This window comes from Sphingomonas sp. GM_Shp_1 (genome assembly GCF_026540895.1).
GTDB lineage: Bacteria > Pseudomonadota > Alphaproteobacteria > Sphingomonadales > Sphingomonadaceae > Sphingomonas.
The window spans coordinates 1-25,561 of sequence record NZ_JALNUR010000031.1; the positions used below are offsets into that span (position 1 = coordinate 1).

Annotated in this window: 20 protein-coding genes and 2 tRNA genes; 14 read left to right on the forward strand and 8 right to left on the reverse strand. The window is 66.3% G+C overall.

The window, feature by feature from the left end; all coding sequences use genetic code 11:
* The first annotated feature begins 118 nt into the window (after nt 1-118).
* Together OXQ33_RS13925 and tig are read left to right on the forward strand one after the other, a co-directional pair.
* Nucleotides 119-203 (forward strand) — tRNA-Leu (locus OXQ33_RS13925).
* Between the two features lie 59 nt (nt 204-262).
* Complete coding sequence (gene tig, locus OXQ33_RS13930) at nt 263-1,924, forward strand: trigger factor (protein ID WP_267435298.1); 1,662 nt, start codon at nt 263-265, stop codon at nt 1,922-1,924.
* 77 nt (nt 1,925-2,001) lie between these two features.
* On the opposite strand, the gene OXQ33_RS13935 is transcribed toward tig, so the two are convergent.
* Nucleotides 2,002-3,399, reverse strand: coding sequence for a hypothetical protein (locus tag OXQ33_RS13935; protein WP_267435299.1), 1,398 nt, complete (start codon nt 3,397-3,399; stop codon nt 2,002-2,004).
* 149 nt (nt 3,400-3,548) lie between these two features.
* On the opposite strand from OXQ33_RS13935, the gene OXQ33_RS13940 reads away from it, so the two are divergent.
* From OXQ33_RS13940 to OXQ33_RS13965, 6 genes are all read left to right on the forward strand, one after another.
* Nucleotides 3,549-4,493, forward strand: a complete 945-nt coding sequence (locus OXQ33_RS13940; RefSeq protein WP_267435322.1) for a glycosyltransferase family 2 protein — start codon at nt 3,549-3,551, stop codon at nt 4,491-4,493.
* A gap of 122 nt (nt 4,494-4,615) precedes the next feature.
* Nucleotides 4,616-5,305, forward strand: a complete 690-nt coding sequence (gene clpP / locus OXQ33_RS13945; protein WP_267435300.1) for an ATP-dependent Clp endopeptidase proteolytic subunit ClpP — start codon at nt 4,616-4,618, stop codon at nt 5,303-5,305.
* 111 nt (nt 5,306-5,416) lie between these two features.
* Nucleotides 5,417-6,688 (forward strand): ATP-dependent Clp protease ATP-binding subunit ClpX, encoded by a 1,272-nt coding sequence (clpX, locus tag OXQ33_RS13950; protein WP_267435301.1) that lies wholly within the window; start codon nt 5,417-5,419, stop codon nt 6,686-6,688.
* A 75-nt stretch (nt 6,689-6,763) separates the two neighbouring features.
* Nucleotides 6,764-7,354 carry a GNAT family N-acetyltransferase gene (locus OXQ33_RS13955; RefSeq protein ID WP_267435302.1) on the forward strand — a complete coding sequence of 197 codons (591 nt, stop codon included), beginning with the start codon at nt 6,764-6,766 and terminating at the stop codon, nt 7,352-7,354.
* Nucleotides 7,355-7,530: 176 nt separating this feature from the next.
* Nucleotides 7,531-8,229 carry a RibD family protein gene (locus OXQ33_RS13960; RefSeq protein ID WP_267435303.1) on the forward strand — a complete coding sequence of 233 codons (699 nt, stop codon included), beginning with the start codon at nt 7,531-7,533 and terminating at the stop codon, nt 8,227-8,229.
* 126 nt (nt 8,230-8,355) lie between these two features.
* Entirely contained in the window at nt 8,356-9,483 is a 1,128-nt protein-coding gene (locus OXQ33_RS13965; RefSeq protein WP_267435304.1) for an ionic transporter y4hA, read from the forward strand.
* Between the two features lie 159 nt (nt 9,484-9,642).
* Here OXQ33_RS13965 and OXQ33_RS13970 read toward each other — a convergent pair whose 3' ends face one another.
* Nucleotides 9,643-11,400, reverse strand: coding sequence for a M1 family metallopeptidase (locus OXQ33_RS13970; RefSeq protein ID WP_267435305.1), 1,758 nt, complete (start codon nt 11,398-11,400; stop codon nt 9,643-9,645).
* 138 nt (nt 11,401-11,538) lie between these two features.
* On the opposite strand from OXQ33_RS13970, the gene lon reads away from it, so the two are divergent.
* From lon to OXQ33_RS13985, 3 genes are all read left to right on the forward strand, one after another.
* Nucleotides 11,539-13,968: an endopeptidase La gene (gene lon, locus OXQ33_RS13975; RefSeq protein WP_267435306.1), complete on the forward strand. Its 2,430-nt coding sequence runs from the start codon at nt 11,539-11,541 to the stop codon at nt 13,966-13,968.
* 210 nt (nt 13,969-14,178) lie between these two features.
* Nucleotides 14,179-14,451, forward strand: coding sequence for an HU family DNA-binding protein (locus tag OXQ33_RS13980; RefSeq protein WP_267435307.1), 273 nt, complete (start codon nt 14,179-14,181; stop codon nt 14,449-14,451).
* Nucleotides 14,452-14,513: 62 nt separating this feature from the next.
* A tRNA-Val gene (locus OXQ33_RS13985) sits at nt 14,514-14,588 on the forward strand.
* A gap of 520 nt (nt 14,589-15,108) precedes the next feature.
* Here the strand turns inward: OXQ33_RS13985 and OXQ33_RS13990 are convergent.
* The 6 genes from OXQ33_RS13990 to OXQ33_RS14015 form a co-directional block, all read right to left on the reverse strand.
* On the reverse strand, nt 15,109-16,146 hold the full coding sequence (locus tag OXQ33_RS13990; protein ID WP_267435308.1) for a c-type cytochrome: 1,038 nt from the start codon (nt 16,144-16,146) through the stop codon (nt 15,109-15,111).
* Entirely contained in the window at nt 16,143-16,721 is a 579-nt protein-coding gene (locus OXQ33_RS13995; protein ID WP_267435309.1) for a cytochrome c oxidase assembly protein, read from the reverse strand. The genes OXQ33_RS13990 and OXQ33_RS13995 overlap by 4 nt, the downstream gene beginning before the upstream one ends.
* Complete coding sequence (locus OXQ33_RS14000) at nt 16,718-17,095, reverse strand: hypothetical protein (protein WP_267435310.1); 378 nt, start codon at nt 17,093-17,095, stop codon at nt 16,718-16,720. Before OXQ33_RS14000 ends, OXQ33_RS13995 begins: the two co-directional genes overlap by 4 nt.
* Nucleotides 17,092-19,602, reverse strand: coding sequence for a cytochrome c oxidase subunit I (gene ctaD, locus OXQ33_RS14005; protein ID WP_267435311.1), 2,511 nt, complete (start codon nt 19,600-19,602; stop codon nt 17,092-17,094). The genes OXQ33_RS14000 and ctaD overlap by 4 nt, the downstream gene beginning before the upstream one ends.
* Complete coding sequence (coxB, locus tag OXQ33_RS14010) at nt 19,599-20,567, reverse strand: cytochrome c oxidase subunit II (protein WP_267435312.1); 969 nt, start codon at nt 20,565-20,567, stop codon at nt 19,599-19,601. The genes ctaD and coxB overlap by 4 nt, the downstream gene beginning before the upstream one ends.
* Before the next feature lie 71 nt (nt 20,568-20,638).
* Entirely contained in the window at nt 20,639-21,151 is a 513-nt protein-coding gene (locus OXQ33_RS14015; protein ID WP_267435313.1) for a TspO/MBR family protein, read from the reverse strand.
* 312 nt (nt 21,152-21,463) lie between these two features.
* On the opposite strand from OXQ33_RS14015, the gene OXQ33_RS14020 reads away from it, so the two are divergent.
* From OXQ33_RS14020 to OXQ33_RS14030, 3 genes are read left to right on the forward strand one after another with little or no spacing between them, the layout of a single operon-like run.
* Nucleotides 21,464-24,052 (forward strand): PAS domain-containing protein, encoded by a 2,589-nt coding sequence (locus OXQ33_RS14020; protein WP_267435314.1) that lies wholly within the window; start codon nt 21,464-21,466, stop codon nt 24,050-24,052.
* Nucleotides 24,053-24,091: 39 nt separating this feature from the next.
* On the forward strand, nt 24,092-24,832 hold the full coding sequence (locus OXQ33_RS14025) for a hypothetical protein (protein ID WP_267435315.1): 741 nt from the start codon (nt 24,092-24,094) through the stop codon (nt 24,830-24,832).
* Between the two features lie 32 nt (nt 24,833-24,864).
* Nucleotides 24,865-25,560: an HAD family hydrolase gene (locus OXQ33_RS14030; protein ID WP_267435316.1), complete on the forward strand. Its 696-nt coding sequence runs from the start codon at nt 24,865-24,867 to the stop codon at nt 25,558-25,560.
* Nucleotide 25,561: the final 1 nt, after the last annotated feature.

Below are 25,561 nucleotides of genomic sequence, written 5' to 3' on the forward strand. Positions count from 1 at the left end.
GCTCTCCAAATGATGCTGGGGAGGGGATAAACGCATGGGCGCGGGCGATGTTGCCTGTTGTCCCTTGCCGAAGCCGCCCATGGTGATATAGACGCGCGCCCATCGGCGGTGTCCTCGTGCGGGCGTGGCGGAACTGGTAGACGCGCTGGATTTAGGTTCCAGTATCGTAAGATGTGGGGGTTCGAGTCCCTTCGCCCGCACCAGTCCCCGGTCACAACGGGGCGACAGCCACACGGAATTTCTCCAGATTGAAGGCCTTTAGATGCAGACTGTCGAGACGCTGAACGAGGGGCTGAAGCGCGCCTACACGCTCACCATCACTGCCCAGGACATCGAGACCAAGGTCGATGCCGAGCTGAAGCGGATCGCTCCGCAGATGAAGATGCCCGGCTTCCGCCCCGGCAAGGTGCCCGCGAATCTCGTTCGCAAGATGCATGGCCCGGCCCTCCAGCAGGACGCGCTGAACGCCGCGGTGCAGGAAGGCGTGCAGTCGCTGATCGCCGACAAGGGCCTGCGCCCCGCGATGCAGCCGCAGGTCGAACTGGCCGATGGCTATGAACTGGGCCAGGACGCGACCCTGACCGTCACGCTCGAAGTGCTGCCGACGGTGCCGACCCCCGCGATCGACGCGCTGAAGCTCGACCGCCTGACCGTTCCGGTCGCCGACGAGGCGGTGGACGAGCAGCTCCAGAAGTTCGCCGATCAGCAGAAGCGCTGGGACGATGCGGGCGACAAGGCCGCCGAGCAGGGCGACCAGGTCACCGTCGACTTCGTCGGCAAGACCGCCGACGGCGTCGCCTTCGAGGGCGGCTCGGGCGAGGACATGGCGGTCGAGATCGGCGGCGGTCGCCTGATCCCCGGTTTCGAGGAGCAGCTGATCGGCGTGAAGGCCGGTGAAGAGAAGCAGATCTCGGTCACCTTCCCGGAGGACTATCCCGCCAAGGAACTGGCCGGTCAGCCCGCGACCTTCGACCTGACGATCAAGTCGGTGAAGACCGCCGGCGAAGCCAAGATCGACGACGAAATGGCGAAGAATCTGGGCCTGGAAAGCCTGGAGCAGCTGCGCGGCCTGCTGAAGGGGCAGATCGAGCAGGAGCATAACGGCCTGACCCGCACCTATATGAAGCGCAAGCTGCTCGACCAGCTGGCCGACGGCCACGACTTCGAAGTGCCGCCGTCGATGGTCGAGGCCGAGTTCTCGCAGATTTGGGCGCAGCTCGAGCATGAAGCGACCCATGAGGAAGACCCCGAGGCCGCCATGGCCGAGATGGAGAAGGAGCGCGACGATTATAAGAAGATCGCCGAGCGCCGCGTCCGTCTGGGCCTGCTCCTCTCGGAGATCGGGCAGGCCAACGGCGTCGAAGTGACCGCGCAGGAAATGAACCGCCTGATCGCGCAGGCCGCGCAGCAGTACGGCCCGGAAGATCGCCAGCGCTTCATCCAATATGTCCAGCAGGAGCCGATGGCCGCCGCCCAGCTGCGCGCCCCGCTCTATGAGGACAAGGTCGTCGACTTCCTGTTCGGCAAGGCCGAGATCACCGACCGCGAGACCACCCGTGAGGAGCTGGAAGCCGCGATCGAGAGCGAGGACGGCTTCGCGACCGGCACGCACGTCCACAATCATGATCATGACCATGATCATGACCACGGCGCGAAGAAGCCCGCCAAGGCGAAGGCCAAGAAGGCCGACGTGACCGAGGAAGCGGCTGGCGACGCCGCTGCCGAGGAAGCGCCGAAGAAGGCGACCCGCGCCAAGAAGGCGGCTCCGGCCGAGGTGGAAGCACCCGTCGAAGCGACCGAAGAGGCCGCTCCGGCGAAGAAGCCGCGTGCCAAGAAGGCCGCTGCTCCGGCGGAAGGTGAAGCCGAGACGGCCGAAGCCCCTGCCAAGAAGCCGCGCGCCAAGAAGGCCGCGCCGACCGAGTAAGGACGGTGCCGGGCGGGCTTCGGTCCGCCAACTGGCAAAAAAGGGGCGGCCGCGGCAGCGGTCGCCCCTTTTGTCGTTCAGGCCGGTTGGTTTCGCGGGGCGCTACGACGGAGAGCGTCGAACGCGAAACAGGCGGCGAGCAGGGGGAGCAGCCACAGGATGCGGCTCTGGTAACGGTCGTCCGGCCCGGACAGATCGCCGGTGATCGCCGCGTTGAGCAGGATCGTCGCGACGACCAGCCCCGCCAGTCCCAGCAGCTTTGCCCGCCGCGCGCGGATCGCCCACACCAGCATGACGGGCAGCAGCAGGACGACCGCCACCGCGACCCCGGCATCCGGCGCGAATTTGAGGGGATCGAGCATGCCGCGCTGTTGCCGCGACCGGGAGAAGGCCTGGAAATCATCCGGCAACCGCGCCTTCAGGATACGCGAAATCTGCATGTCGGCGGCATAGGGCGGCAGCATGCCCTTGCGGACGGTCCGCAACTGCTCGGCGAAACCCTGCCACGCCAGCGCGGCGACACCGGCAGGGTCGTCATGCAGCACCGTGCGGATGATGAGCCGCTGTTCGGCGATGACGCCCAACCGGTCGCGGTCGAGCATCGTGCCGATCGGCGAGCGTCGATCCCAGAGATAGGCCTGGCCCGGCTTGGCGATGGCGGGATCGTCGACCAGCGGTCGCACCGCGCAATGGGCCAGCGCCGGTTCGCGACAGAGCCGCGCCAGCGTCGGCTGGGCGAGATGCCCGTCGAACAGCCGCGCGAGCAGGAAGGTGTCCGACGACAGGGCCGGTCGGAACTCATAGCCCGCCATCCGGTTCAGGCCGCTCAGACCGAGCAACGCCAGGGCAATGGCCAGCGCGGCGGGCAGCGACCGGCGGATCGTCTCGCGCTGCCCCATGCCGGTCAGCAGCATCGCGAGGCAGGCGACAACCAGCAGCCCCGCCGTCAACAGGACATGGCTGAGATGCACCGCGATCAGCAGCGCCAGCAAGGCGGCGAGTCCGGCACGTTGCCAGAGCGGCGTATCGGCGGGCCGGGCGAGCAAGGCGAACAGGATCAGCGGCACGAAGCCGGTGGCGATGTCGGGCATGATCTGTCCGACGAACCAGGGCAGGCTGCTGCCCAGTGCCAGAAGAGTGCATGTCGCGATCAGGTCCCTGGCGCGCAGGCGGCTTCCGGCGACGGCCAGCGTCATCGCGATCATCAGCGCACTGCCGATCGCCTGGACGGCGACGATCCCCCAGACACCCGTCAACCAGAGCGGCAGCCCGATGGCGAGCCCGTAAACCGGCGGCCGATCGGTCGGATAATGGAGTTCGAGCGGTATCCGCAGATAGGTTCCCGAATCGGCGAAGACCAGGGGGAAGCCGTTGGCCAGCGCGACCCAGGACAGCAAGGCCGCCCCCAGCAGGATCGCGGCGACCAGCGGCCATGCCATTTCGGGGCTCCGCCGCTGCGGCTTTGACTCGTCCATGGCGCAGCTTAGGGATATGGCCGTTGCGGGGGCAAGGTCGTTGGGCGACGTCATCGCATGACGGCGAAGCGCGACGTCTCGCTTTGGATCGCGATCCTCCATAAAGGGCGTCGCATCGGCTGGCGGAACAGCCGCGTGAGGGAAGAATGATGGATTATCAGGGGGGCGCGCCAAGCATCGCGGTGCTGTTGCCGTGCTATAACGAGGAAGCGGCGATCGCCCAGACGATTGCGGGCTTCCGCGAGGCGCTGCCGACCGCGACCATCTATGTCTACGACAATAACAGCAAGGACCGCACGATCGAAGTCGCCCGGAGCGCGGGTGCGGTCGTCCGGTCGGAGCGTATCCAGGGCAAGGGCGCGGTGGTCCGTCGCATGTTCGCCGATATCGATGCCGACATCTATGTGATGGCGGATGGCGACGCGACCTATGACGCCGCCTCCGCCCCCGATCTCGTCCGCCGGGTGATCGAGGAGCAGCTCGACATGGTGGTGGGCCAGCGGATCAGCGAGGCCGAACTGGCCTATCGCCGTGGCCACCGTTTCGGCAATGCGATGCTGACCGGGATGCTCGCCAAGCTGTTCGGGCGCAGCTTCACCGATATCCTGTCGGGCTACCGCGTCTTCTCGCGCCGCTTCGTGAAGAGCTTCCCTGTCCTGTCGGTCGGCTTCGAGATCGAGACCGAGATCAGCGTCCATGCGCTGGAACTGAAAATGCCCTGCGCCGAGATCGCCACGCCCTATTATGCGCGGCCCGAGGGGTCGGCGTCGAAGCTCAGCACCTATTCGGACGGCTGGCGCATCCTGCGTACCATCCTGAAACTCTACCGGATCGAGCGGCCGATGTGGTTCTTCGGCGCGATCGCCGTGCTGTTCGCCGCGCTGTCGGTGCTGCTGTCGGTGCCGTTGATCCTGACCTATCTGGATACGCACCAGGTGCCGCGTTTCCCGACCGCGATCCTGTCGACCGGGCTGATGTTGCTGGCCGGGCTCAATCTTTTCACCGGCCTGATCCTCGATACGGTGGTGCGGGGACGGCAGGAGGTGCGGCGGCTGGCCTATCTCGCATTGCCCGCGCCGGGCAACCGCCGCTGATCGGATTTTCGCGGCTGAACGCCATATTCGCTGCACGGCAACATCCTTGGGTGTCGCCGGGGCTTGAATATGCGCGGCCATCACGCGACATAGGGGCTCTTCTGGGCATAAGAGAGATTTCCATGCACAATCCGTTCGAGACCGGCGATTTCGCGAGCCCGCTGGCACAGGCCGGCGTCGGGCTGCGGCAGACGCAGGCCGGGCTGGTTCCGATCGTCATCGAACAGTCGAACCGCGGCGAACGGTCGTTCGATATTTTCAGCCGCCTGCTTCGCGAGCGCATCATCTTCGTCACCGGCGGTGTCGAGGACGGCATGGCCTCGCTGATCTGTGCGCAGCTGCTGTTCCTTGAGTCGGAAAACCCGAAGAAGGACATCTATATGTACATCAACTCGCCGGGCGGTGTCGTCACGGCGGGCATGGCGATCCATGACACGATGCAGTATATCCGGCCGCGCGTCGGCACGCTGTGCATCGGCCAGGCCGCCTCGATGGGCAGCTTCCTGCTGTCGGCGGGTGAGCCAGGGATGCGCGTCGCCACCACGAACAGCCGCATCATGATCCACCAGCCCTCGGGCGGGGCACAGGGCATGGCGGCGGATATCGAGATCCAGGCGCGCGAGATCCTGCGCATGCGGCATTTCCTGAACTCGCTGTACGCCAAATACACCGGCAAGCCGCTGGAAGAGATTGAGCGTGCGATGGACCGCGACAAGTTCATGAGCGCCGAGGAGGCCAAGGAATTCGGCCTGATCGACCAGGTGTTCGACAAGCGTCCGGCCCCGGCCGACGACGTGGCGGCCGCTGCATAAGGCGGGCCGTTCGCGATGAACGGTTTATTTCGATTGTGACTTTATCGGGGTGCGGTACGATGCGCACCCCGGCAACGGTAGCGCACCGGTATCGGGTGCGAGAGGTGATTGATGGACAAGGTGAGCGGTGGCAACTCGAAAAGCACCCTCTATTGCTCGTTCTGCGGCAAGTCGCAGCACGAGGTGCGCAAGCTGATCGCGGGGCCGACCGTCTTCATTTGCGACGAGTGCGTGGAGCTGTGCAACGATATCATCCGTGAGGAGACCAAGTCCGCGCTGGTCTCCAAGAAGGATGGTGGGGTGCCGACGCCGCAGGAAATCTGCAACGTGCTCGACGACTATGTCATCGGGCAGAAGCAGGCCAAGCGTGTCCTGTCGGTCGCGGTGCACAACCACTATAAGCGCCTGAACCATGGCGCGAAGGGTGCGGACGTCGAACTCGCCAAGTCGAACATCCTGCTCGTCGGCCCGACCGGGTGCGGCAAGACGCTGCTCGCGCAGACGCTGGCCCGCATCCTCGACGTGCCCTTCACCATGGCGGACGCGACGACGCTGACCGAGGCCGGTTATGTCGGCGAGGATGTCGAGAACATCATCCTGAAGCTGCTCCAGGCGTCCGATTACAATGTCGAGCGGGCGCAGCGCGGCATCGTCTATATCGACGAGATCGACAAGATCAGCCGCAAGGCCGAGAATCCCTCGATCACCCGCGACGTGTCGGGCGAGGGCGTTCAGCAGGCGCTGCTCAAGCTGATGGAAGGCACGACCGCCAGCGTTCCGCCGCAGGGCGGCCGCAAGCATCCGCAGCAGGAATTCCTGCAGGTCGATACGACGAACATCCTGTTCATCTGCGGCGGCGCGTTCGCCGGGCTCGAGAAGATCATCGGCGACCGTTTGCAGGGCAAGTCGATCGGCTTCGGCGCCTATGTCGCGGCACCGGAGGAAAAGCGGACCGGCGAGTATCTGCGCCAGACCGAGCCGGAGGATCTGCTCAAGTTCGGCCTGATCCCCGAATTCGTCGGCCGTCTGCCGGTCATTGCGACGCTCGAAGACCTCGACATCGCGGCCTTGGTCAAGATCCTGTCCGAGCCGAAGAACGCGCTGGTCAAGCAGTATCAGAAGCTGTTCGAGATGGAGAATGTCGAACTCGACTTCACCGACGATGCGCTGACCACGGTCGCCAAGAAGGCGATCGAGCGCAAGACCGGCGCACGCGGGCTTCGTTCGATCCTGGAGGGCATTTTGCTCGACACGATGTTCGACCTGCCCGGCATGGACGGCGTCGACGAGGTGATGGTCGACAAGGACGTGGTCGAGGGCCGCAAGGAACCAATCCGCGTCTATGCCGAAAAGGCGAAGAAGAAGGACGACGCGGCGGCCTGATCGCCGCCATGATCCGACGGTTGCAGGACGGGCGTTCCCCATGGGGAGCGCCCGTTTTTCGTGGAGGAGGCGCGCATGGTGACGATCCGCGATGCGGTGAGCGATGACCGGGCGGCGGTAGCGGCGATGCTGGGCCGTGCTTTCGCCAATGATCCGGCCATGTCCTATATCTTTCCCGACCCGCTGACCCGCGCGGAACGCCTGCCGCGCCTGTTCGCACTGCTGTTCGACAGCGACGCGGTGGGAATGCGGTTGGTCAGCGCGGCGGCGGAAGCGGGGACCTTCTGGCGCCCGCCGGGCGAGGCGGAGGTGCCGATGACCGCGATGCTGCGCCAGGCGATCCCGCTGCTCGCCACGCTGGGCACGGCGTTGCCGCGCGCGCTTCGGCTCGCCCATGCGATCGAGGCGCATTTTCCGAGCGAGCCCTTTTGGTATCTCCACATCGCCGGGGTCGATCCGGCGCGTCAGGGGCAGGGGCTGGGCGGTGCATCGATCCGCGCCGGATTGGCCCGGTGCGATGCGGATGGCGTGCCCGCCTATCTGGAGACGGCGACGGGGAGCAATGTCGCTCTTTACGGCCGATTGGGTTTTGAACTGATCCGGGAATGGTCGGTGCCGAAAGGCGGGCCGCGCTTCTGGTCGATGATCCGGCCGGTCGGCGGCTGATCCTCCCCGGCACGGGGAGGGGGACCATGCGCAGCATGGTGGAGGGGGCGTGCGGCTAGGGCAGCACTATGAGGAAGCCCCCCTCCGTCAGGGCTGCGCCCTGCCACCTCCCCGTACCGGGGAGGATATGCGTTGCCGTTCCGCGCGTTCCCGCATCTCGAACAGGAGATGCGCCGATGAAGCCCCATATGATCTGCCACATGATCTGCAGCCTCGATGGCCGCATCCTGCAAAGCCGGTGGCGACCGGACAGCTACAAGCCCGGCGATCTGTTCGAAGACCTTCACGACCGGATCGGTGGCGATGCCTGGATCGTGGGGCGCGTGACCGGACAGGAATTCGCGAAGGGCGACATCTACCCCGAGACGACCGACACCTTCCCCCGCGAAAACTGGTTCGCGGCCCGCGAGGCGGAGGCGTTCGGCGTGGTGCTGGATGCGCAGGCCAAGATCGTCTGGGGCCGGAGCGATATCGGCGGCGATCCCATCGTGGTCGTGCTGACCGAGGCGGTGTCCGATGCTCATCTGGCGGGGCTTCGCGCGGACGGCGTGTCCTACATCTTTGCGGGGCGTGACGAAATCGACCTTCGCGCGGTGCCCGATATCCTGGCGGACGAACTGGGCGTGAAGACCCTGCTGGTCGAGGGCGGGGGGACCGCCAACGGGGAATTCCTGCGCGCCGGATTGATCGATGAGATCAGCATGGCGCTCTGCCCCGCGATCGACGGCGCGGCGGGCGCGCCGAGCCTGTTCCATTCGGGCGAGGACGAGGCCGACACTCCGGCGCCGCTGAAGGGGCTGACGTTGATCCATCATGAGGTGTTGCCAGGCGGCGAGGTCTGGCTACGCTATCGGGTCGCGAACGAGACCGAGTGAAACCGGCCTTTGGTTGCGTATTCGCAACGAATCTCGCTCAGGATGGGACCCATTCAGGCGGTTGGAGCATTGGCATGACAGGACTGTCATCATTTTCCATCCCCTGACGTGGAGACCAGACCAGCAATGAGCGATGTCGACGCCATCGTAACCCCCGGACAGAAGCGCGCGCTTTTGCAGCGCCTGTTGCTGCCCTGGTGGACCCTGGTGTTTCCAGTGCTGGGACTGCTCGCCATCGCGGTGTCGCTGTACAAGATGGGGACGGTCGGCGTCGTCGTCGCGGCGTTCATCCTGTTCGGATGCGTGCTGTCGGCGGTCCATCAGGCCGAGGTCGTCGCCCACCGTGTGGGGGAGCCGTTCGGAACCCTGGTGCTCGCGGTCGCGGTGACGGTGATCGAGGTGTCGCTGATCGTCAGCCTGATGCTGTCCGATGCGGGCGACGCCTCCAGCCTGGCGCGCGACACGGTGTTCGCGGCGATCATGATCATCCTCAACGGGATCGTCGGCCTGTGCCTGCTGGCGGGCGGGGTGCAGCATGGCGAGCAGCGATTCTCGCTCCGGGGCGCGAGCGCGTCGCTCAACGTGCTGACCGCGATGGTGGTGCTGTCGCTGGTGCTGCCCAATTACGTCTCGTCCGCACCGGGGCCGACCTATGCGCCGTCGCAGTTGATCTTCGTCGCGATCGTCAGCGTCATTCTCTACGGCACCTTCGTGATGGTGCAGACGGTGCGGCACCGCGAATATTTCCTGCCCGCCGATGAGGACCTGCCTGCCGACGCCCATGCCGAGCCGCCGACCAATGCGGCGGCCTGGGCGGCGCTGGGCATGTTGCTGGTCGCGCTGGTCGGGGTGGTGCTGCTCGCCAAGGGGCTGTCGGGGATCGTCGAGGCGGCGATTTTGAACGCCGGGCTGCCGCTCGCCATCGTCGGCGTGGTGATCGCGGCGCTGGTGCTGGCGCCGGAGAGCCTGGCGGCCTATCGCGCGGCGAAGCGGAACCGGTTGCAGACCAGCCTGAACCTGGCCTTGGGATCGGCGCTGGCGACCATCGGGCTGACCATTCCGGCGGTGGCGATCGTGTCGCTGACTCTGGGCCTGCCGCTGGCGCTGGGGATCGGGGCCAAGCAGATGATCCTGCTGGTCCTGTCGCTGTTCACGATCACGCTGACCTTGGGCAATGGCCGGACCACCGTGCTGGGCGGGGCGGTGCATCTTGTGATCTTCGCGGCCTATCTGTTCGTGACGGTGGTGCCGTGATTTCCCCGCTCCGTTCGGCCTGAGCATCGGTTGCCATCGGGCCCTTTTGCGAAGGGATTCCCTTGGCCTTCGACTTCGCTCAGGCTGAACGGGGTTGGGGGCCATATCCCAACCTCCGTTCGCGCTGAGCGAAGTCGAAGCGCACGGGATGCCCGCGCCTCAGTTCGCCTTCTTCTTCGCCGCCTGTTCCGCCTTCCAGGCCTGGAACTCCTCGATCGCGACCGAGCGCTTCAGGATCTTCGACCACGGATCGACCACGACATGCGCGCCCTCGGGCACCGTCAGCGTGCCCGTGCCGCCGGTCATCGGCACCGTCTCGATGCGGTCACCGACCTTCACCTCGACCGGCAGGGGGAAGGGGCCTCCGCCGGGCACCTTCCAGGTCAGGGTCAACTGGTCGCCGACCTGCGTCTCCACGATCTCAGGCAGCGCCGCCTGGCGGAGATACACGTCGAAGAACCAGCCATAATCCTTGCCCGTGACCTGCCGGACGAACCCCTCATATTCCTTGGTGGAGCCATAGCGTGGGCTGAAATTCCCAGGCTTGGGATCGGTGCGGCCATAGACGGCGAGGCGGGTGACGTCCCAGAATGCCTTGTCCCCGATCAGATCGTGGAGCGTGTGCAGCATCCACGACCCCTTCATATAGATGTCGAGACCCGGACCACCCTTGGCCGGTTCATAGACATCCTGTTCGGTCATGCTGCGGTCATGGACGATGGGCGACTTGTTCGCGATTTGCCCGCGCTGCGCGTCCATCATCACCGCATAGCGCGCCTCGCCCTCGCGCCAGCGGCCGTAGCTGGGCTGCATATAGCTGCCATAGCCCTCGTGCAGCCAAAAATCGTCCCAGTCGACATTGGTCAACTGGTTGCCGAACCATTCATGGCTGAACTCATGCTGGAACAGCCAGTCGAACCCCTCGGGCGCCTTGGCATATTCGTTGCCGTAAGCGTTGATCGTCTGATGCTCCATGCCCTTGTGCGGGGTTTCCACCACGCCCAGCTTCTCGTCGCCGAAGGGGAAGGGGCCGATGGTCGATTCGAAAAAGTCCAGCGTCGGCGCGAATTCGGCGAACAGCGCCTCGGCCTTCGCCTTCTCCCCCGGTAGATACCAGTAGAACATCGGGATCGCGTTGCCGAAGCGGCTCTTGTACGTCCCCTCGACCACCTCATACGGCCCGACATTCAGGGCGATGGCATAGGTGTTGGGGTGCTTGGTCCGCCAGTTCCAGCGTGTCCGCCCATCGCCGAGCGTATCGACGCCCAGCAGCACGCCATTGGACGGCGCCTTCAACCCTTTGGGCACGGTGATGTGCAGCGTGACCATGCCCGGCTCGCCCATCGGATAGTCGAGACAGGGCCAGAACAGGTCGCAGCCATAGCCCTGCGCCGTGGTGGCGAACCAGGGGCGACCATCGGGCGTCTTGGCCCAGACGACGCCCGTATCCCATGGTGCGCGGACCGCGACATGGGGCGTGCCGCCATAGCTGATCTTCGCGCGCACCGTCTGCCCGGCACGAAGCGGACGGGGCAGGGCGACGACCAACTGACCTTCGGGATTGCTCCATTGCGCTGGCGTCAGGGCCTTGCCGTCGATGGTGATCGCCTTGACCGGCAAATTCTTGTCGAGATCGATGACGAGTCGTGCCAGCGGGGCCTTGGCGGTGAAGCCCAGGATCGCGACGCCGTTCAACTCCTGCGTATCGGGCAGGACCTCGAACGACAGGTCGGCGCTGTCGAAGCGCATGGCGAGCTGTTCGGGCGGACGCACGCCCCCCGACACCATGGTCTGCGCGGTCAGCGGCGGTTCGCCCTTGCCGGGTAAGGCCTTGGCACTCTGCGCATTCGCCGGGGCGACGGCGCAGAGCAGGGCGGAGGCGAGCAGCGCGGCGGCGGCATTCCGTATACGATTCATGAAGCATGGTGTCGCGCAACCCTGGCGGCTTGGCAAGCGGCTGCGAACGCCATTGGTCGCAGGGACGATTGATGGATGGGCAACCCTCCCCATATAGTGGGGGTGAAGAGGCCCCGATCAGGGCCGACCGGAGTTTGCATGAACCAGTCCTATCCCGTCCTTCCGCTGCGTGACATCGTCGTCTTCCCGCACATGATCGTGCCCTTGTTCGTCGGCCGCGACAAATCGGTCGCGGCGCTGGAAGCGGCGATGGCGGCGGACAAGGAAATTTTCCTGGTCGCCCAGCTCGATCCGGCCGAGGACGACCCCTCGCGCGAGGATCTGTACGAAATCGGCGTGACCGCCACCGTCCTGCAATTGCTCAAGCTGCCCGACGGCACCGTCCGGGTGCTGGTCGAGGGCAAGACGCGTGGGCGGCTGGACCAGCTCGACGAATCGGGTGCGTTCCTGACCGCCACGATCGACGCGACGCCGGTGCTCGAAGACGACGCCGCGCTCGAAGAGCAGGACCATGACGTCAAGGCGCAGATCGCCGCCCTGATGCGCTCGGTCGTCGACCAGTTCGAGAATTACGCCAAGCTCAACCGCAAGCTGCCCGCCGAAACCGCGGTGCAACTGGCCGAGATCGAGGATGCCTCGCAACTCGCTGATGCGGTCGCCGCCAATATCTCGGTGAAGGTCGCCGACAAGCAGGCGCTGCTGGTCGAAACCGACCCAGCCAAGCGGCTGGAGATGGCTTATGCGCTGATGGAGGGCGAACTCGGCGTCCTGCAGGTCGAAAAGAAGATCAAGAGCCGCGTCAAGCGCCAGATGGAGAAGACGCAGCGCGAATATTATCTCAACGAACAGCTCAAGGCGATCCAGCGCGAGCTGGGCAACGAGAGCGAGGACGGCGATGGCGACGAGATCGCCGAGCTGACCCAGAAGATCGCGACGCTCAAGCTGTCGAAGGAAGCCCGTACCAAGGCGACCGCCGAGCTGAAGAAGCTGAAGACCATGGCGCCGATGAGCGCCGAGGCCACGGTCGTGCGCAATTACCTGGACGTGCTGCTGGGCCTTCCCTGGGGCAAGAAGTCCAAGGTGAAGAAGGACATCGCCGCCGCGCAGGCGATCCTGGACCAGGATCATTATGCGCTGGAAAAGGTGAAGGACCGGATCGTCGAATATCTGGGCGTCCAGGCGCGCACCAACAAGCTGAAGGGCCCGATCTTGTGCTTGGTCGGCCCGCCCGGCGTCGGCAAGACCTCGCTGGGTCAGTCGATCGCCAAGGCGTGCGGGCGCGAGTTCATCCGCCAGTCGCTGGGCGGCGTGCGCGACGAGGCCGAGATTCGCGGCCACCGCCGCACCTATATCGGCTCGCTGCCGGGCAAGATCGTGACCAACCTGAAAAAGGCCGGCACGTCCAACCCGCTGTTCCTGCTCGATGAGATCGACAAGCTGGGCCAGGATTTCCGCGGCGACCCGGCCTCGGCGCTCTTGGAGGTGCTCGACCCCGAACAGAATGCCAAGTTCAACGATCACTATCTGGAGATCGACATCGACCTGTCGGACGTGATGTTCGTGTGCACCGCGAACACGCTGAACCTGCCGCAGCCTTTGCTCGACCGCATGGAGATCATCCGTCTGGAGGGCTATACCGAGGACGAAAAGGTCGAGATTGCCGAGCGCCACCTGATCGCCAAGCAGGTCGAGACCCATGGCCTGAAGGACGGCGAGTTCACGCTGACGCAAGGTGGCCTGCGCGCCCTGATCCAGCGCTACACCCGCGAGGCGGGCGTGCGTACCCTGGAGCGTGAGATTGCGCGTCTGGCGCGCAAGGCGCTGCGCCAGATCCTGGAGGGCAAGGCGACGTCGGTGACGATCACGCCGGACAATCTGCACGAGTTCGCGGGCGTCCAGAAGTTCCGCCACGGCCTGTCCGAGCAGGAGGACCAGATCGGCGCGGTCACCGGCCTCGCCTGGACCGAGGTTGGCGGCGAACTGCTGACCATCGAGTCGGTGACGGTGCCGGGCAAAGGCCAGGTGAAGACCACCGGCAAGCTGGGCGATGTGATGAAGGAATCGGTGCAGGCCGCCTTCAGCTTCGTCCAGGCGCGCAGCCCCAGCTTCGGGATCAAGCCGTCGCTGTTCCACCGCAAGGACATCCATATCCACCTGCCCGAGGGCGCGGTGCCCAAGGATGGTCCGTCGGCGGGCATCGGCCTGGTCACCTCGATCGTCTCGACGCTGACGGGGATCGCGGTGCGCAAGGACGTGGCGATGACCGGTGAGGTCACGCTGCGCGGGCGCGTACTGCCGATCGGCGGGCTGAAGGAAAAGCTGCTCGCCGCGCTTCGTGGCGGGATCACCACCGTCCTCATTCCGCAGGAGAATGAGAAGGATCTGGCGGACATTCCCGCCAATATCCGCGAGGGGTTGAAGATCGTGCCCGTGTCGCATGTCGACGAGGTGCTTCGTCTGGCCCTGGTCGGCCCGCTGGAGGCGATCGACTGGACCGACGCCGACGAACTGGCGGCGCTGCCGCCCGCCGCCATCCCGGCGGTCGCGGGGGCCGAACGCCACCATTGATCATCGCCAAGACAGGGCCATCCGGCGAAAAGGCGGATGGCCCTGTCGACGATTGTCACACGATTGTCGCGGGCGGGCGCTTAGTGGGTGTTTCGTGCCGGACACGACAACAGTTTGACAGCGGACGCCACAACGGCATTATCGATCCTTTAAGGTTTGACCGGCACCGAGTCCGTCTGACTAATCTTTGGGTTCACAGGGGGTTATGGAATGAACAAGCAGGAGCTGATCGCTACCGTCGCCGATTCTTCGGGCCTCGCGCGTGGGGATGCGATCAAGGCTGTGGAGGCCGTGTTCGAGTCGATCACCGCCGCGCTCAAGAAGGGCGACGAGGTTCGCCTGGTCGGCTTCGGCACCTTCTCGGTCTCGCAGCGCAAGGCCTCGACCGGCCGCAATCCCCGGACCGGCGAACCGATGACCATCAAGGCGTCGTCGCAGCCCAAGTTCAAGCCGGGCAAGCTGTTGAAGGACTCGGTCAACTAAAACCGATTTTTTGGGCTGGACAGGCGGCGACACGCCGCCTAAAGGCCCGTCCTCCGGTTACCGGGCGCGTAGCTCAGCGGTAGAGCACACCCTTCACACGGGTGGGGTCACAGGTTCAATCCCTGTCGCGCCCACCATCCTTTCTCGCCGATCGGGCGATGGCACGAGGATGGTGATCAGGCCGTTTTTCATCGATATCTGCGGTGTATGGGCAGGGCAACGTTGACCTGATACCGTCCATGCCGTCCCCTGTCAGACAAGGGGGAGAGCGGATCGATGTTCGTTTTCGCGTAGAGGCGCAGAGAACGCAGAGAGATGTTGCTCGAGCGGCAGCGCGTCTCATCGACCCTTGGATAGCAGAAAACGAACCGCTGTCGCCTCAGGCGCAACCCCTCTGCGTCCTCCGCGCCTCTGCGCACAGAAGAAGAGGGCCGGCGTCTTCGCTTGAACCGCTAAAGCAGGATGGCATGGAGTCGACCCGAGCCGAGCCCCTCCCCTTCAGGGGAGGGGTTGGGGTGGGGCACCACCACGGGCAACGTGTTTGTGGAAGCGCACCACCCCCGGCCCCTCGCCTGAAGGGGAGAGGTGGATCACCCTGATGTCATCCTGTTCAGCCTTGACGCACGTCCGCGATCGGCTCCCCGCAAAAAACCGCGCTCACATCCTGGCGTCGGTATCCCCCGCCAGATAGCGCGCGATCGGGTCGATCATGTCCTTCGGTATGCGGCGGGCGATGACGGGCATGGTCGCGTGGCTCTTGCGCGCATCCACGACATTCTTGTCGCCCTGCCAGTGGCGTAGCCGCGCGGCGATATAATCCGCGCGCTGACCGGCCAGGACGGGATAGGGCTTGCCGGGCGTGTGACAGCTGACACAGGCGGGCAGTTGCTTGTCCGGCAGGCCCCGCTCCACGATCCGTGCCGCCGCCGGGTCGCCCGATGGCGCACCTCCCAGGCCCGGCATCGCGGCGAAGCGGCGTGCGGCGGCCTCCATCTGTGCCGGCTCCATCCGCATCGCCACCTGCTGCATCACCGCGCTCGACCGGCGGCCATCGGCATAGCCACGCAGCGCCGCCACCAGATATTCGGGGCTCTGCCCGCCCAGGATCGGAATGTCGGGCGCGCCGCGACCCCGTCCGTCGGTGCCATGGCATCCGGTGCAATTGTCCGGATCGACCGCGGGCGAGGCTTCGGCGACCAGCGCGCGGTACTGCGCCGGGGTCATGCCGGGCAGGCGACGGACGAAGGCGACCATGCGGCGCACTTCGTCGGGGCGGTCCTGCACGGCCCAGGCGGGCATGCCGGTATATTTGACGCCGTGCTGGAGGATCCAGAACAACTGCTTGTCGGTCCATTCGCGCGCGTTGATCGCCAGATCGGGCGCGGGCGGGGTCGCGGCCTGCATCACCGGCGCGGGCTTCTGGCCGGGCGCGCCGTGGCAGACGGCGCAGGCATTGGCGAAATGGCCCGCCGCGCTGACCAGGCCGCTGCGATCGGCGGGGTCGTCGGGCGCGGTCAAGGCGGCATGGGTCCGCACCGAATTGCGCATCGCCCAGTGCAGGAACCAGTCGGTGATCGCCCAATGCCCGCTCGACGCGGCAAGGCTGATCACGCCCGACCAGGCCACCGCCATGCCCAGCGCGGCCAGGCCCAGGATGGTGGCGATCACGCGCTTCCAGGTGATGCGAATGGTCATGCGCGCGCCTCCGGTCGGGTTTGGAGCAGGCGGCCGAGCATCGCCAAGCCGCCGCACAGATAGGCGATGCCGCCGACCAGCAGCATGACCACGCCCGCGATCTGCTGGTCCTGCAAAGCCCCCGCGCCGTGATGGCTGTAGAGCGGGCGCGGGGCGAGGCCGATCAGCGCGCCGAGCAGGGTCATATGCATCGAGGTGACCAGCAGCGCCGCCACCCCCGCCGCACGGTGTTGCGGCGCAAGTACCGCCGACCAGAGCAACAGCCCGGCGGCGAGGAAGCTGGCCTGCTCGACGACCAGCCAGAGCGGCGCATGATCGGCCAGCCGCCGCAGCGCGGGGACGTGCCAGCCCCAGACGATCACCGCCTCCATCAAAGCGGCGACCATCGGCGTGGCGAGGCGCGGCCAGCGACGGGCGGGGTCGAGGCGGCTGTCCTGGATCGCCAGCGCGAGCAGCGGCGCAGCCACCGCCACCGCGATCATGTGCGCGACCATATGGCCGGTCATTCCGCGACCACTCAGCGTCCAGCCGAGGATGAGCAGGGCGATACCGGCGATGAGGGTGCCCCGCTTCACCGGCAATCGCCCAGCATCAGCACGGGCATCGCGGTGAACACCACCGCGACGAAGCTCAATCCCGCGAGCAGCAGCGTCGAATAGGCGAGGAAGCGCAGCCGATCGATATCGGTGCCCTCGTTATGCGGCGGCGGATCGCCGGGGGTGCGCGACTGCTGCCACGCGATCACGCCCGAAGCGGCGATCACCAGCAGCGCGACGACCGTCCCGATGGCGAAGGCGGTGGGGAAGAGGGCCCACTCGCCGATCTTCTCGCAACTGATCGCGGCCCAGAGATAGGAGAAGAGGAAATGCACCGCCCAGGTCGTCGGCGGCATGATGAGCGTCCAGAGCGTGACGCGCAGGCGATGCGCGCGTTTCAACCAGCGCCTCACAGCCCCGTCTCCGGAAAAAGGCCGATCGTCAGATAGGTGACGATGGCGGTCAGCGCGAAGAAATGCGCATAGACGGTGATGTTGCGTATGTCGGCGTCATGGCTTGGCGTCATCCGTCCCGCGATGCTGCGCGCCAGCGTGTAGAGCTGCATGATCGCGGCGACGGCGGCATGGACCACGGTCCAGACGACCAGCACCCAGACGATCGCCGGATAGACATTGGCCTCCGGATCGAGCCCCTCCAGGCAGGCGAGCCCGGCGAACAGGCTGGCGATCGCCAGCCCCGCCCCGACGAGCAGCAGCGCGCGCGCCGCGATGATCCCACCGCGACGATGGACCTCGCGCGCCGCCAGTGTCGCGGCCCAACTCGCCAGCGACAGGGCCAAGGCGAGGAGCGGACCGCCGCTGCCCGGCCCGTCGAACCCGGCGCCGAAATCGGGATGGATCGTCCAGTAGAAATAATAGCCGAAGACGAGGCCGGAAAAGGCCGTCGCGTCCGCCATCATCGTGATGAACATCGCCCACCAACCCGGCGCGGCGGGCCCGGAGATGTAGAGTGGCAGGCGTATGCCGTGACCGATCGGTTTTTCGGGTTTCTCGGGGATTTCCGCCGTATCCCACAGCCACCAGAGGATACAGGCCAGGGTCACCACGCCGCCAAGGGCGGCGATCAGATAGAGGTGATAGGTGGTCAGGATGAACACGCTGCCCAGCGCGACGGCGGTCAGCATAGGCTTGACGCTGGGGGTGCCCAGCCGGATCACCGAGACGGGCTTGGCGTCGAGGACCGAGGTGATGATCGTCTCGCGCCGACCCTCCTCGGCATCGGGCAGGAAGAAGCGCCCCTCATCGACCTTGGCGACGAAGTCCTTCTGGTCCCAGATCGGATAGCGGCTCTCGACCAGCGGAACCGAGCGGATGCCCCAATCCTCGTCATCCGGATGGGCCAGCCATTCCAGCGTGCCCGCATTCCACGGGTTGCGTGGCGACTTGGGTCGGGTGGGGGACAGGGCGAGGTCGACGACCAGTACCAGCACGCCCGCCGCGAACATATAGGAGCCGAGCGTGGAGGCGAGGTTCAACCAGCCGATGTTCAACTCGGCGGGATAGGTGAAGACGCGGCGCGGCATCCCCTCCAGCCCCGAAAGGTGCATCGGGAAGAAGGTCAGGTTGACGCCGACGAACATGATCCAGAAGGCGGTTCGCCCCATTCGGTCGGACAGCTTCTTGCCGGTGATCAGCGGCCAGTAATAATAGAGCCCGCCGAACAGCGGCAGCAGCGTGCCGCCGATCAGCACATAATGGAGGTGCGCGACGATGAAATAGGTATCGTGCGCCTGCCAGTCGAAGGGCGCGACCGCGACCATCACGCCGGTCAGCCCGCCGATGACGAAAATGGCGAGGCTGCCCGACGCATAGAGCAGCGGCGTCGACCACTTCACCTTGCCCGCCCAGAGGGTGGCGATGAAGGCGAAGATTTGCACGCCCGTAGGGATGGCTACGGCTTCCGAGGCGGCGGAGAAGAAGGCCAGGCTGATCTTGGGCAGGCCGGTCGCGAACATGTGGTGGACCCACAGGCCGAACGACAGGAAGGCGGTGCCGACCGCCGCCAGCACGATCCACGGATAGCCGAGTAGGTGGCGCTGCGCGAAGGTCGGGATCATCATCGCGAACAGGGCGATCGAGGGCAGGAAGACGATATAGACTTCCGGGTGGCCGAAGATCCAGAACAGGTGCTGCCACAGCAGCGGATCGCCGCCGCGCGCGGCGTCGAAGAAGGGCCAGTTGAGCAACCGCTCCATCTCGAACAACAGGTCGCCCGCGATCAGCGGCGGGAAGGCGAACAGGATCATTACCGCCACGACCAGGATATACCAGGCATAGAGCGGCATCAGGTTCAGTCGCATCCCCGGCGGACGGCATTTCAGCACGCCGACAATCAGCTCGACCGCGGCGGCGACCGACGACACCTCGATAAAGGAAAGCCCCAGCATCCAGATGTCCGCGCCCAAGCCCGACAAATCGGTGCGGGTGGTCAGCGGCGGATACATGAACCAGCCGCCATCGGGCGCGGCATTGAAGAAGATCGATCCGCCGACGAAGACACCGCCGATCAGGAAGCTCCAATAACCGAAGGCCGACAGGCGCGGAAAGGGCAGGTCGCGCGCGCCGAGAAGCTGGGGCAGGAGGATGATCGACACCGCCTCGAACATCGGGACGGCGAACAGGAACATCATCATCGAGCCGTGCAGCGTGAACAGCTGGTTGAAGGTGTTCGCGGACACCAGGTCGTTGTCGGGCACCGCCAGCTGGGTCCGCATGATCAGCGCCAGCACGCCGGCGAACAGCATGAAGCCGAACGCGGTCAGCGTGTACCAGACGCCGACCCGGTTGTTGTTGGTATCCGTCCAGCGCAGGAACAGCCCGCTGGGTGGTTTCCAGACTTCGCGCAGCCGCTCTTCCTGGGCGGCGCGAAGGGCAGGGTCGTCCTGGGCGTGGAGGCTCATTTCAGACCCTGAAGATAGCGGGCGAGGGCGACGCCCTCGTCATCCGACAATTGGGGGAAGGAGGGCATGCGCACGCCCGGCTTGGTCTTTTCGGGATGGCGGATGAAGTTCGCGACATTCGCCTGCGTCATCGGCAGGATGCCCGCCGCCAGCGTCCGTCGCGATCCGAAATGGGTGAGGTCGGGGCCGATCCGGGTCGGCGGCGTGACCCCGGCGATGGCATGGCACCCGGAACAGCCATTGGTCGCGAACAGCCGAGCTCCGGCACTGTCGACGGCCCGGGCAGGACGCGCCTGCTCGGCCAGCCACGCGTCGAAGGCGGCGGGGGGCATGGCGATGACGTCGAACGCCATCAGCGCGTGGGACAATCCGCAGAACTCGGCGCATTGCCCGCGATAGCGGCCGGGCTTGTCGGCGCGGACGACCAGGCTGTTGATGCGGCCGGGGATCATGTCCATCTTCCCCGCCAGCCCCGGTATCCAGAAGCTGTGCACCACATCGCCCGCACTCAGGCGAAAGGCGACGGTACGACCGGTCGGGATACGGATCTCGTTCGCACCCAGGACGGGGGGGCGACCCGGCGCCTGATAGGCGACGCGCCACCAGAATTGCTCGCCATCGATCGCGATCTTCAGGTCGGCGCGCGCGACGGGCCGGGGGCGCATATAGGGCAGCGAATAGGTGAGCAGGCCCAGCAGCACGATCGTCGGTATGACCCCGCCCAGCCACAGGACCAGGCGCATGCCCTTCTCATGCCCGATCGCCCCTTCGGGCGCACGGACGGCATGGCGCATCAGCAGCGCGACCGCCCCCGCGATCACCACCGCGCCGACCAGCATGATGATGAAAAGGTGGCGAATATCCGCCGCATCCGCCCCGAACGGAGCCAGGGTCGATTGATGCGTGTTGCATCCCGCCAACAAGGCGGCCGTCCCGACGACGATGACTGTGCTGATCCCCCGCATGGCCAACAAACGTTGCCATGGTGGAATGGTTCATGTTTCCTTCATCGGAAATTCATGTCCGAAACAAAATGTCACGTTGGCGGATTGCGCCGCCACACCTCACCCGCGAGCACCGTGGCGAAGCCCAGCCAGGCGGCAAGCGGCATGACGCTGGCGGCGGCGGGACGATCGATCTTCCAGGCGGTGGCCGCCAGCGCGGCGGTACCGACCGCCATGGTCCCGGCGGCGGCGGTGCTGGTGCCGATCCGCCGTTCCCGGAAGAACAACTCGGTCCAGCCGCCGATCATCGCACTGTTGCCGAGCCATAGCGCGACCGCCGTATCGCGCCGGGGCGAGGAGGGTTGGCGGAGCAGGCGGTAGCCGCCGACCGCCGCCAGGCTTTCGAGCACCGGCCAGACTGCGCCGAACACCTTGTCGGGCGGGGTGAAGCCGGGCTTGTCGAGCCGCCTGTACCAATGCCGGATGCGCGGGTGAGACGGATCGGGCGCATTGCGCCGCCCGACCAGCGCGCTCAACCCCAGCACCGCCGCCGCCACGCCGCCCGCCATCCATGGCGACAGCCCCGTCTTCGTCTTGCCGTTCATCGCGAACCCTCTCGATTGCGAGGGGGATAACGGTTCGGCTCCGTCCCTGTTCAGCGGCGGTGCGATTTGTCGACATCGCCATCAATCGGTCGACCGCTGCCATAAGCGACACCCGCGCCCCGCATGATCCAAGAACGAAGTGGAATGGGCAGACCGCCCGCCGGGGCATGTCATCCGCATGCGTCGGCTTCGCCGCGTGGATCGGCTATCCTGGATCAAGGCCGTCCGGCCGATTTACCTGTTATCCGTACTTTTGCGGGAGGATAGCGACCGCTGGCGCGTGGCCGCGCCGTGTTGCAGAAATGGACGATAGTGGACTCCTCCGCATTTGATTTCCTGAAGGGCGTTTCGGGGCAGGTCGTCGACGAGATCATCGCGTTCGACTGGGCGGCGACCTCGCTGGGCGCGCCGGGGCAGTGGCCGGTCGCGCTGCGGTGCCAGCTCGCGACGATGCTCGCCTGTCCTGCGCCCATGTATCTGGTCTGGGGACCGGAGCTGATATCCTTCTACAACGATGCCTATCGCCCGATCCTGGGCTATCGCGCGGCGACCGCGATGGGCATGCCGTTCCGCATCCTGTGGGGCAGCATCTGGGACGAGATCGCACCGCTGGTCGATCAGGCGCTGTCGGGCGGCGTCGCGCGGGTCACGGACATGCGGCTGGACCTGGCGCGCGAGGGGAAGCCCGAGGAAAGCTACTGGACCTTCTCCTACTCGCCGGTCTTCGACGATCGCGGTGCCATCGCCGGCATGATCTGCGTCACCGGCGAGACGACCGCGCGCGTGCTGGCCGAACGACGCCAGCAGGAGGCGGACGAGCGGCTCGAACTGGCGCTCAGTTCGGGCGCGCATGTCGGCCTGTGGGACTGGGACGTGGTCAACGACTCGGTGCGCTCCGACGGGCGCTTCGCGGCGATGTACGGCGTCGATCCGGTCGCCGCCGAGACGGGCATGCCGATCGCCGAATTCTTCCGGGGTATCCATCCCGAGGACCGCGCCCGCGTCGAGGCGGAGATCGAGGCCGTCCTCGCGGGGGCGGCCGATGGGAGCGAGGGAGCGGGGCGCTTCGTTTCCGAATATCGGCTGGTCCAGTCCGATGGCTCGGTCCACTGGGTATCCGCGCGAGGACGCTGCATGGTCGACGAGACGGGGCGCTGCGTGCGTTTCCCCGGCGTCAGCTTCGATATCACCGACCGGGTCTGCGTCGAGCTTCAGTTGCGCGAGAGCGAGGCGCGCGCCCGCCTGAATGCCGAACGGGTGCAGGTCGCGTTGGAGGCGGGGGCGATCATCGGCACCTGGCTATGGGACCTGCCGACCGATCGCTTCACGGTGGACGAACCCTTCGCCCGGCATTTCGGGCTGGACCCCGCTTTGGGGCATGAGGGGTTGAGCCTGGCGCAGGTGGTGGCGACCGTCCATCCCGACGATCAGGCCGGGCTGGCCGAGGCAATTGCCGAGGCGATCGCGCGCGGCGGTCCCTATGCCCATCAGTATCGCACGCGGCGTCATGACGGACGCTATCACTGGCTGGAGGCCAATGGCCGGGTCGATCACGCCCCCGACGGCACGCCGCTGCACTTTCCCGGCGTGCTGATCGATGTCGGCGCCCGCCGCGCGCTGGAGGCCGAGCGCGACCATGCCATCGCCGAACTCCGCGCGCTGACCGACCAGTTGGAGCAGCGCGTCGCCGACCGCACCGCCGAGCTGATGCGCGCCGAGGAAGCGCTGCGGCAAAGTCAGAAGATGGAGGCGGTGGGCCAGCTGACCGGTGGCTTGGCGCATGATTTCAACAATTTGCTGGCGGGTATTTCCGGCTCGCTCGAACTCATGGCGCTGCGCCTGTCGCAGGGGCGGGTGGGTGAGGTCGACCGCTATATGGATGCGGCGCAGGGGGCGACGCGGAGGGCAGCGGCGCTGACCCACCGGCTGCTGGCCTTTTCGCGGCGGCAGACGCTGGCCCCGCGCGCGACCGATATCGGCGCGCTGGTCGCGGGCATGACCGACCTGATCCGCCGCACCGTGGGGCCGGGCATCGCACTGGAGACGAAGGGCGCGGACGATCTGTGGACCGTGCTGGTCGACGCGCCGCAGCTGGAGAATGCGCTGCTCAACCTGTGCATCAACGCGCGCGACGCGATGCCGGACGGCGGACGCATCACGATCGAGATGGTGAACCGCCGGCTGATCGGCGACAATGCGCGGTTCGGCGATATACCGGACGGCGAATATCTGGCGCTGTGCGTGACCGATACCGGCATCGGCATGACCCCGGACGTGATCGAGAAGGCGTTCGACCCCTTCTTCACCACCAAGCCCCTGGGGCAGGGGACCGGGCTGGGGCTGAGCATGATCTATGGCTTCGCCAAACAGTCGGGCGGGCAGGTCCGCATTCATTCGACGCCGGGCATGGGGACGACCGTGTTCCTCTATCTGCCCCGCCACGACGGACCGGCGGAGCAGGAGGACATGGGCACGACCACCGCGCTCGACGGTCCCGCCGGGTCGGGCGAGACGGTGCTGGTCGTCGATGACGAGGCGACCGTTCGCCTGATGATCGTCGATGTGCTGCGTGACATGGGCTATCAGGTGATCGAGGCGGCGGACAGCGCGGAAGGGCTGGCGATCCTGCGATCGTCGGTGCGGATCGATCTGCTCGTCACGGATGTCGGCCTGCCCGGCGGGATGAACGGGCGTCAACTGGCGGAAGCGGCCCAGGAATTGCGACATGAATTGAATGTCATGTTTATCACGGGCTATGCGGAGGGCGCGGCGCTGAACAGCGGCCATTTGTCGCCGGGCATGCAGTTGCTGACCAAGCCGTTCACCGTGGACGCGCTGGTCACGGGGATACAGGCCGCGATGGGTGCGGCCGCGCGGCGGTACGAACCCCACGCCCCCTGATCCCGTCGCGGTCCCGGTCCGGATCGCGTGCGGCACCGCATGACGATGACGACCGGGAGTTTCGAGACGATGAAGACCAGCCGCCTGGCCCTGTCCCTTATGGGCATGAGCCTGTTCGCCGCCGCCCCGGCCCATGCGCAGGACGGGCCGGATATTCCCGAGCCGATGGTGTTCGACATGATCCGCCCGCTGACCGCAAAAGCGGGCGAGCTCGAGGTCAATGCGCTGGCGCAGCGCGACCTGACGGGCCCGCGCGGCGAGCTAGAATGGGCGCCCGAGGTCGAATGGGCGGTGGCCGATGGCCTGGCGGTCGAACTGGAGCTGCCGCTGATCGACACGCGCGTCGTCCAGTACAAGATGGGGCTTCAGGGCAAGCTGGGCACGATTCGGGGCGGGCGCGGGGTGCACGGTGTCCAATATCTGGGGCTGCACGACCGCGAGGCGGGTGGATGGACCTCCACGCTCCTCTGGCTGCTCGGCAACCGCTTCGGCGAGCGGTGGAGCACCATGACGATGATCGGCATCGGCGACGTGACCCTGCGCGAGGGGAACGAGACGGGGATGATCGTCAACCACTCCACCTTCTACGATCTGAACCGCGACACGGTGCTGGGGCTGGAGGTCAACCGGCAGAATGGCGAAGGCGCCTATTGGCTGTTGATGCCGCAGGTCCATCATGCGCTCGGCAAGCTGGGCGTGCAGGGCGGCGTCGGGGCGGAGAAGGCGCGCGGCGAGCGGTTCCGGCCGCGGCTGGGATTGCGAATCATCCGCGAACTGTGATGGGAGAGCCGTCACCCCATGGGAGATAGGATATGGCCGTCGAACTGATCTGCCTGGATGCCGACGACACGCTCTGGCACAATATGCGCCATTTCGCGGAGACGGAGGAAGCGCTGGTCGGTCTGCTCGCCCCCTTTGCCGAGGCGCGGGTGGCGCGGGCCACACTGGAATCCTGCGAGGCGCGCAACCTGCGGCTCTACGGTTACGGCGCCAAGGGCTTCACCTTGTCGATGATCGAGACGGCGGTGGAACTGGCGGGGCCGACCCTGCCGACCGAGCTGGTCGCGCGGCTGCTGGAGGCGGGGCGGCAGTTGCTGGCGCATCCGGTCGAACTGCTCGACGGGATCGCCGACACCATGGCCGCGCTGGCGGAGCGCGGGCGGCTGGTGCTGGTGACCAAGGGCGACCTGCTGCATCAGGAGGCGAAGCTGGCCGCATCGGGCCTGGGCGAGCATTTCGCCGATGTCGCGATCGTCAGCGACAAAACGCCCGACACCTTCCGCCGGATCTTCGCCCGCCACCATGTCGCGCCGGAGCGGGCGGTGATGGCGGGGGATTCGATGCGCTCGGACATTTTACCCGCGCTGGAGGCGGGAGCCTGGGCGGCCTATATCCCGCAGCCGCTGGCCTGGAGCCATGAGGCGGGGCGGACGCCGACCGACCATCCACGCTTTCGCCAGTTGGAACGGCTGGGGGACTTGCCGGACTGGATCGACGCGATCGGGTGAG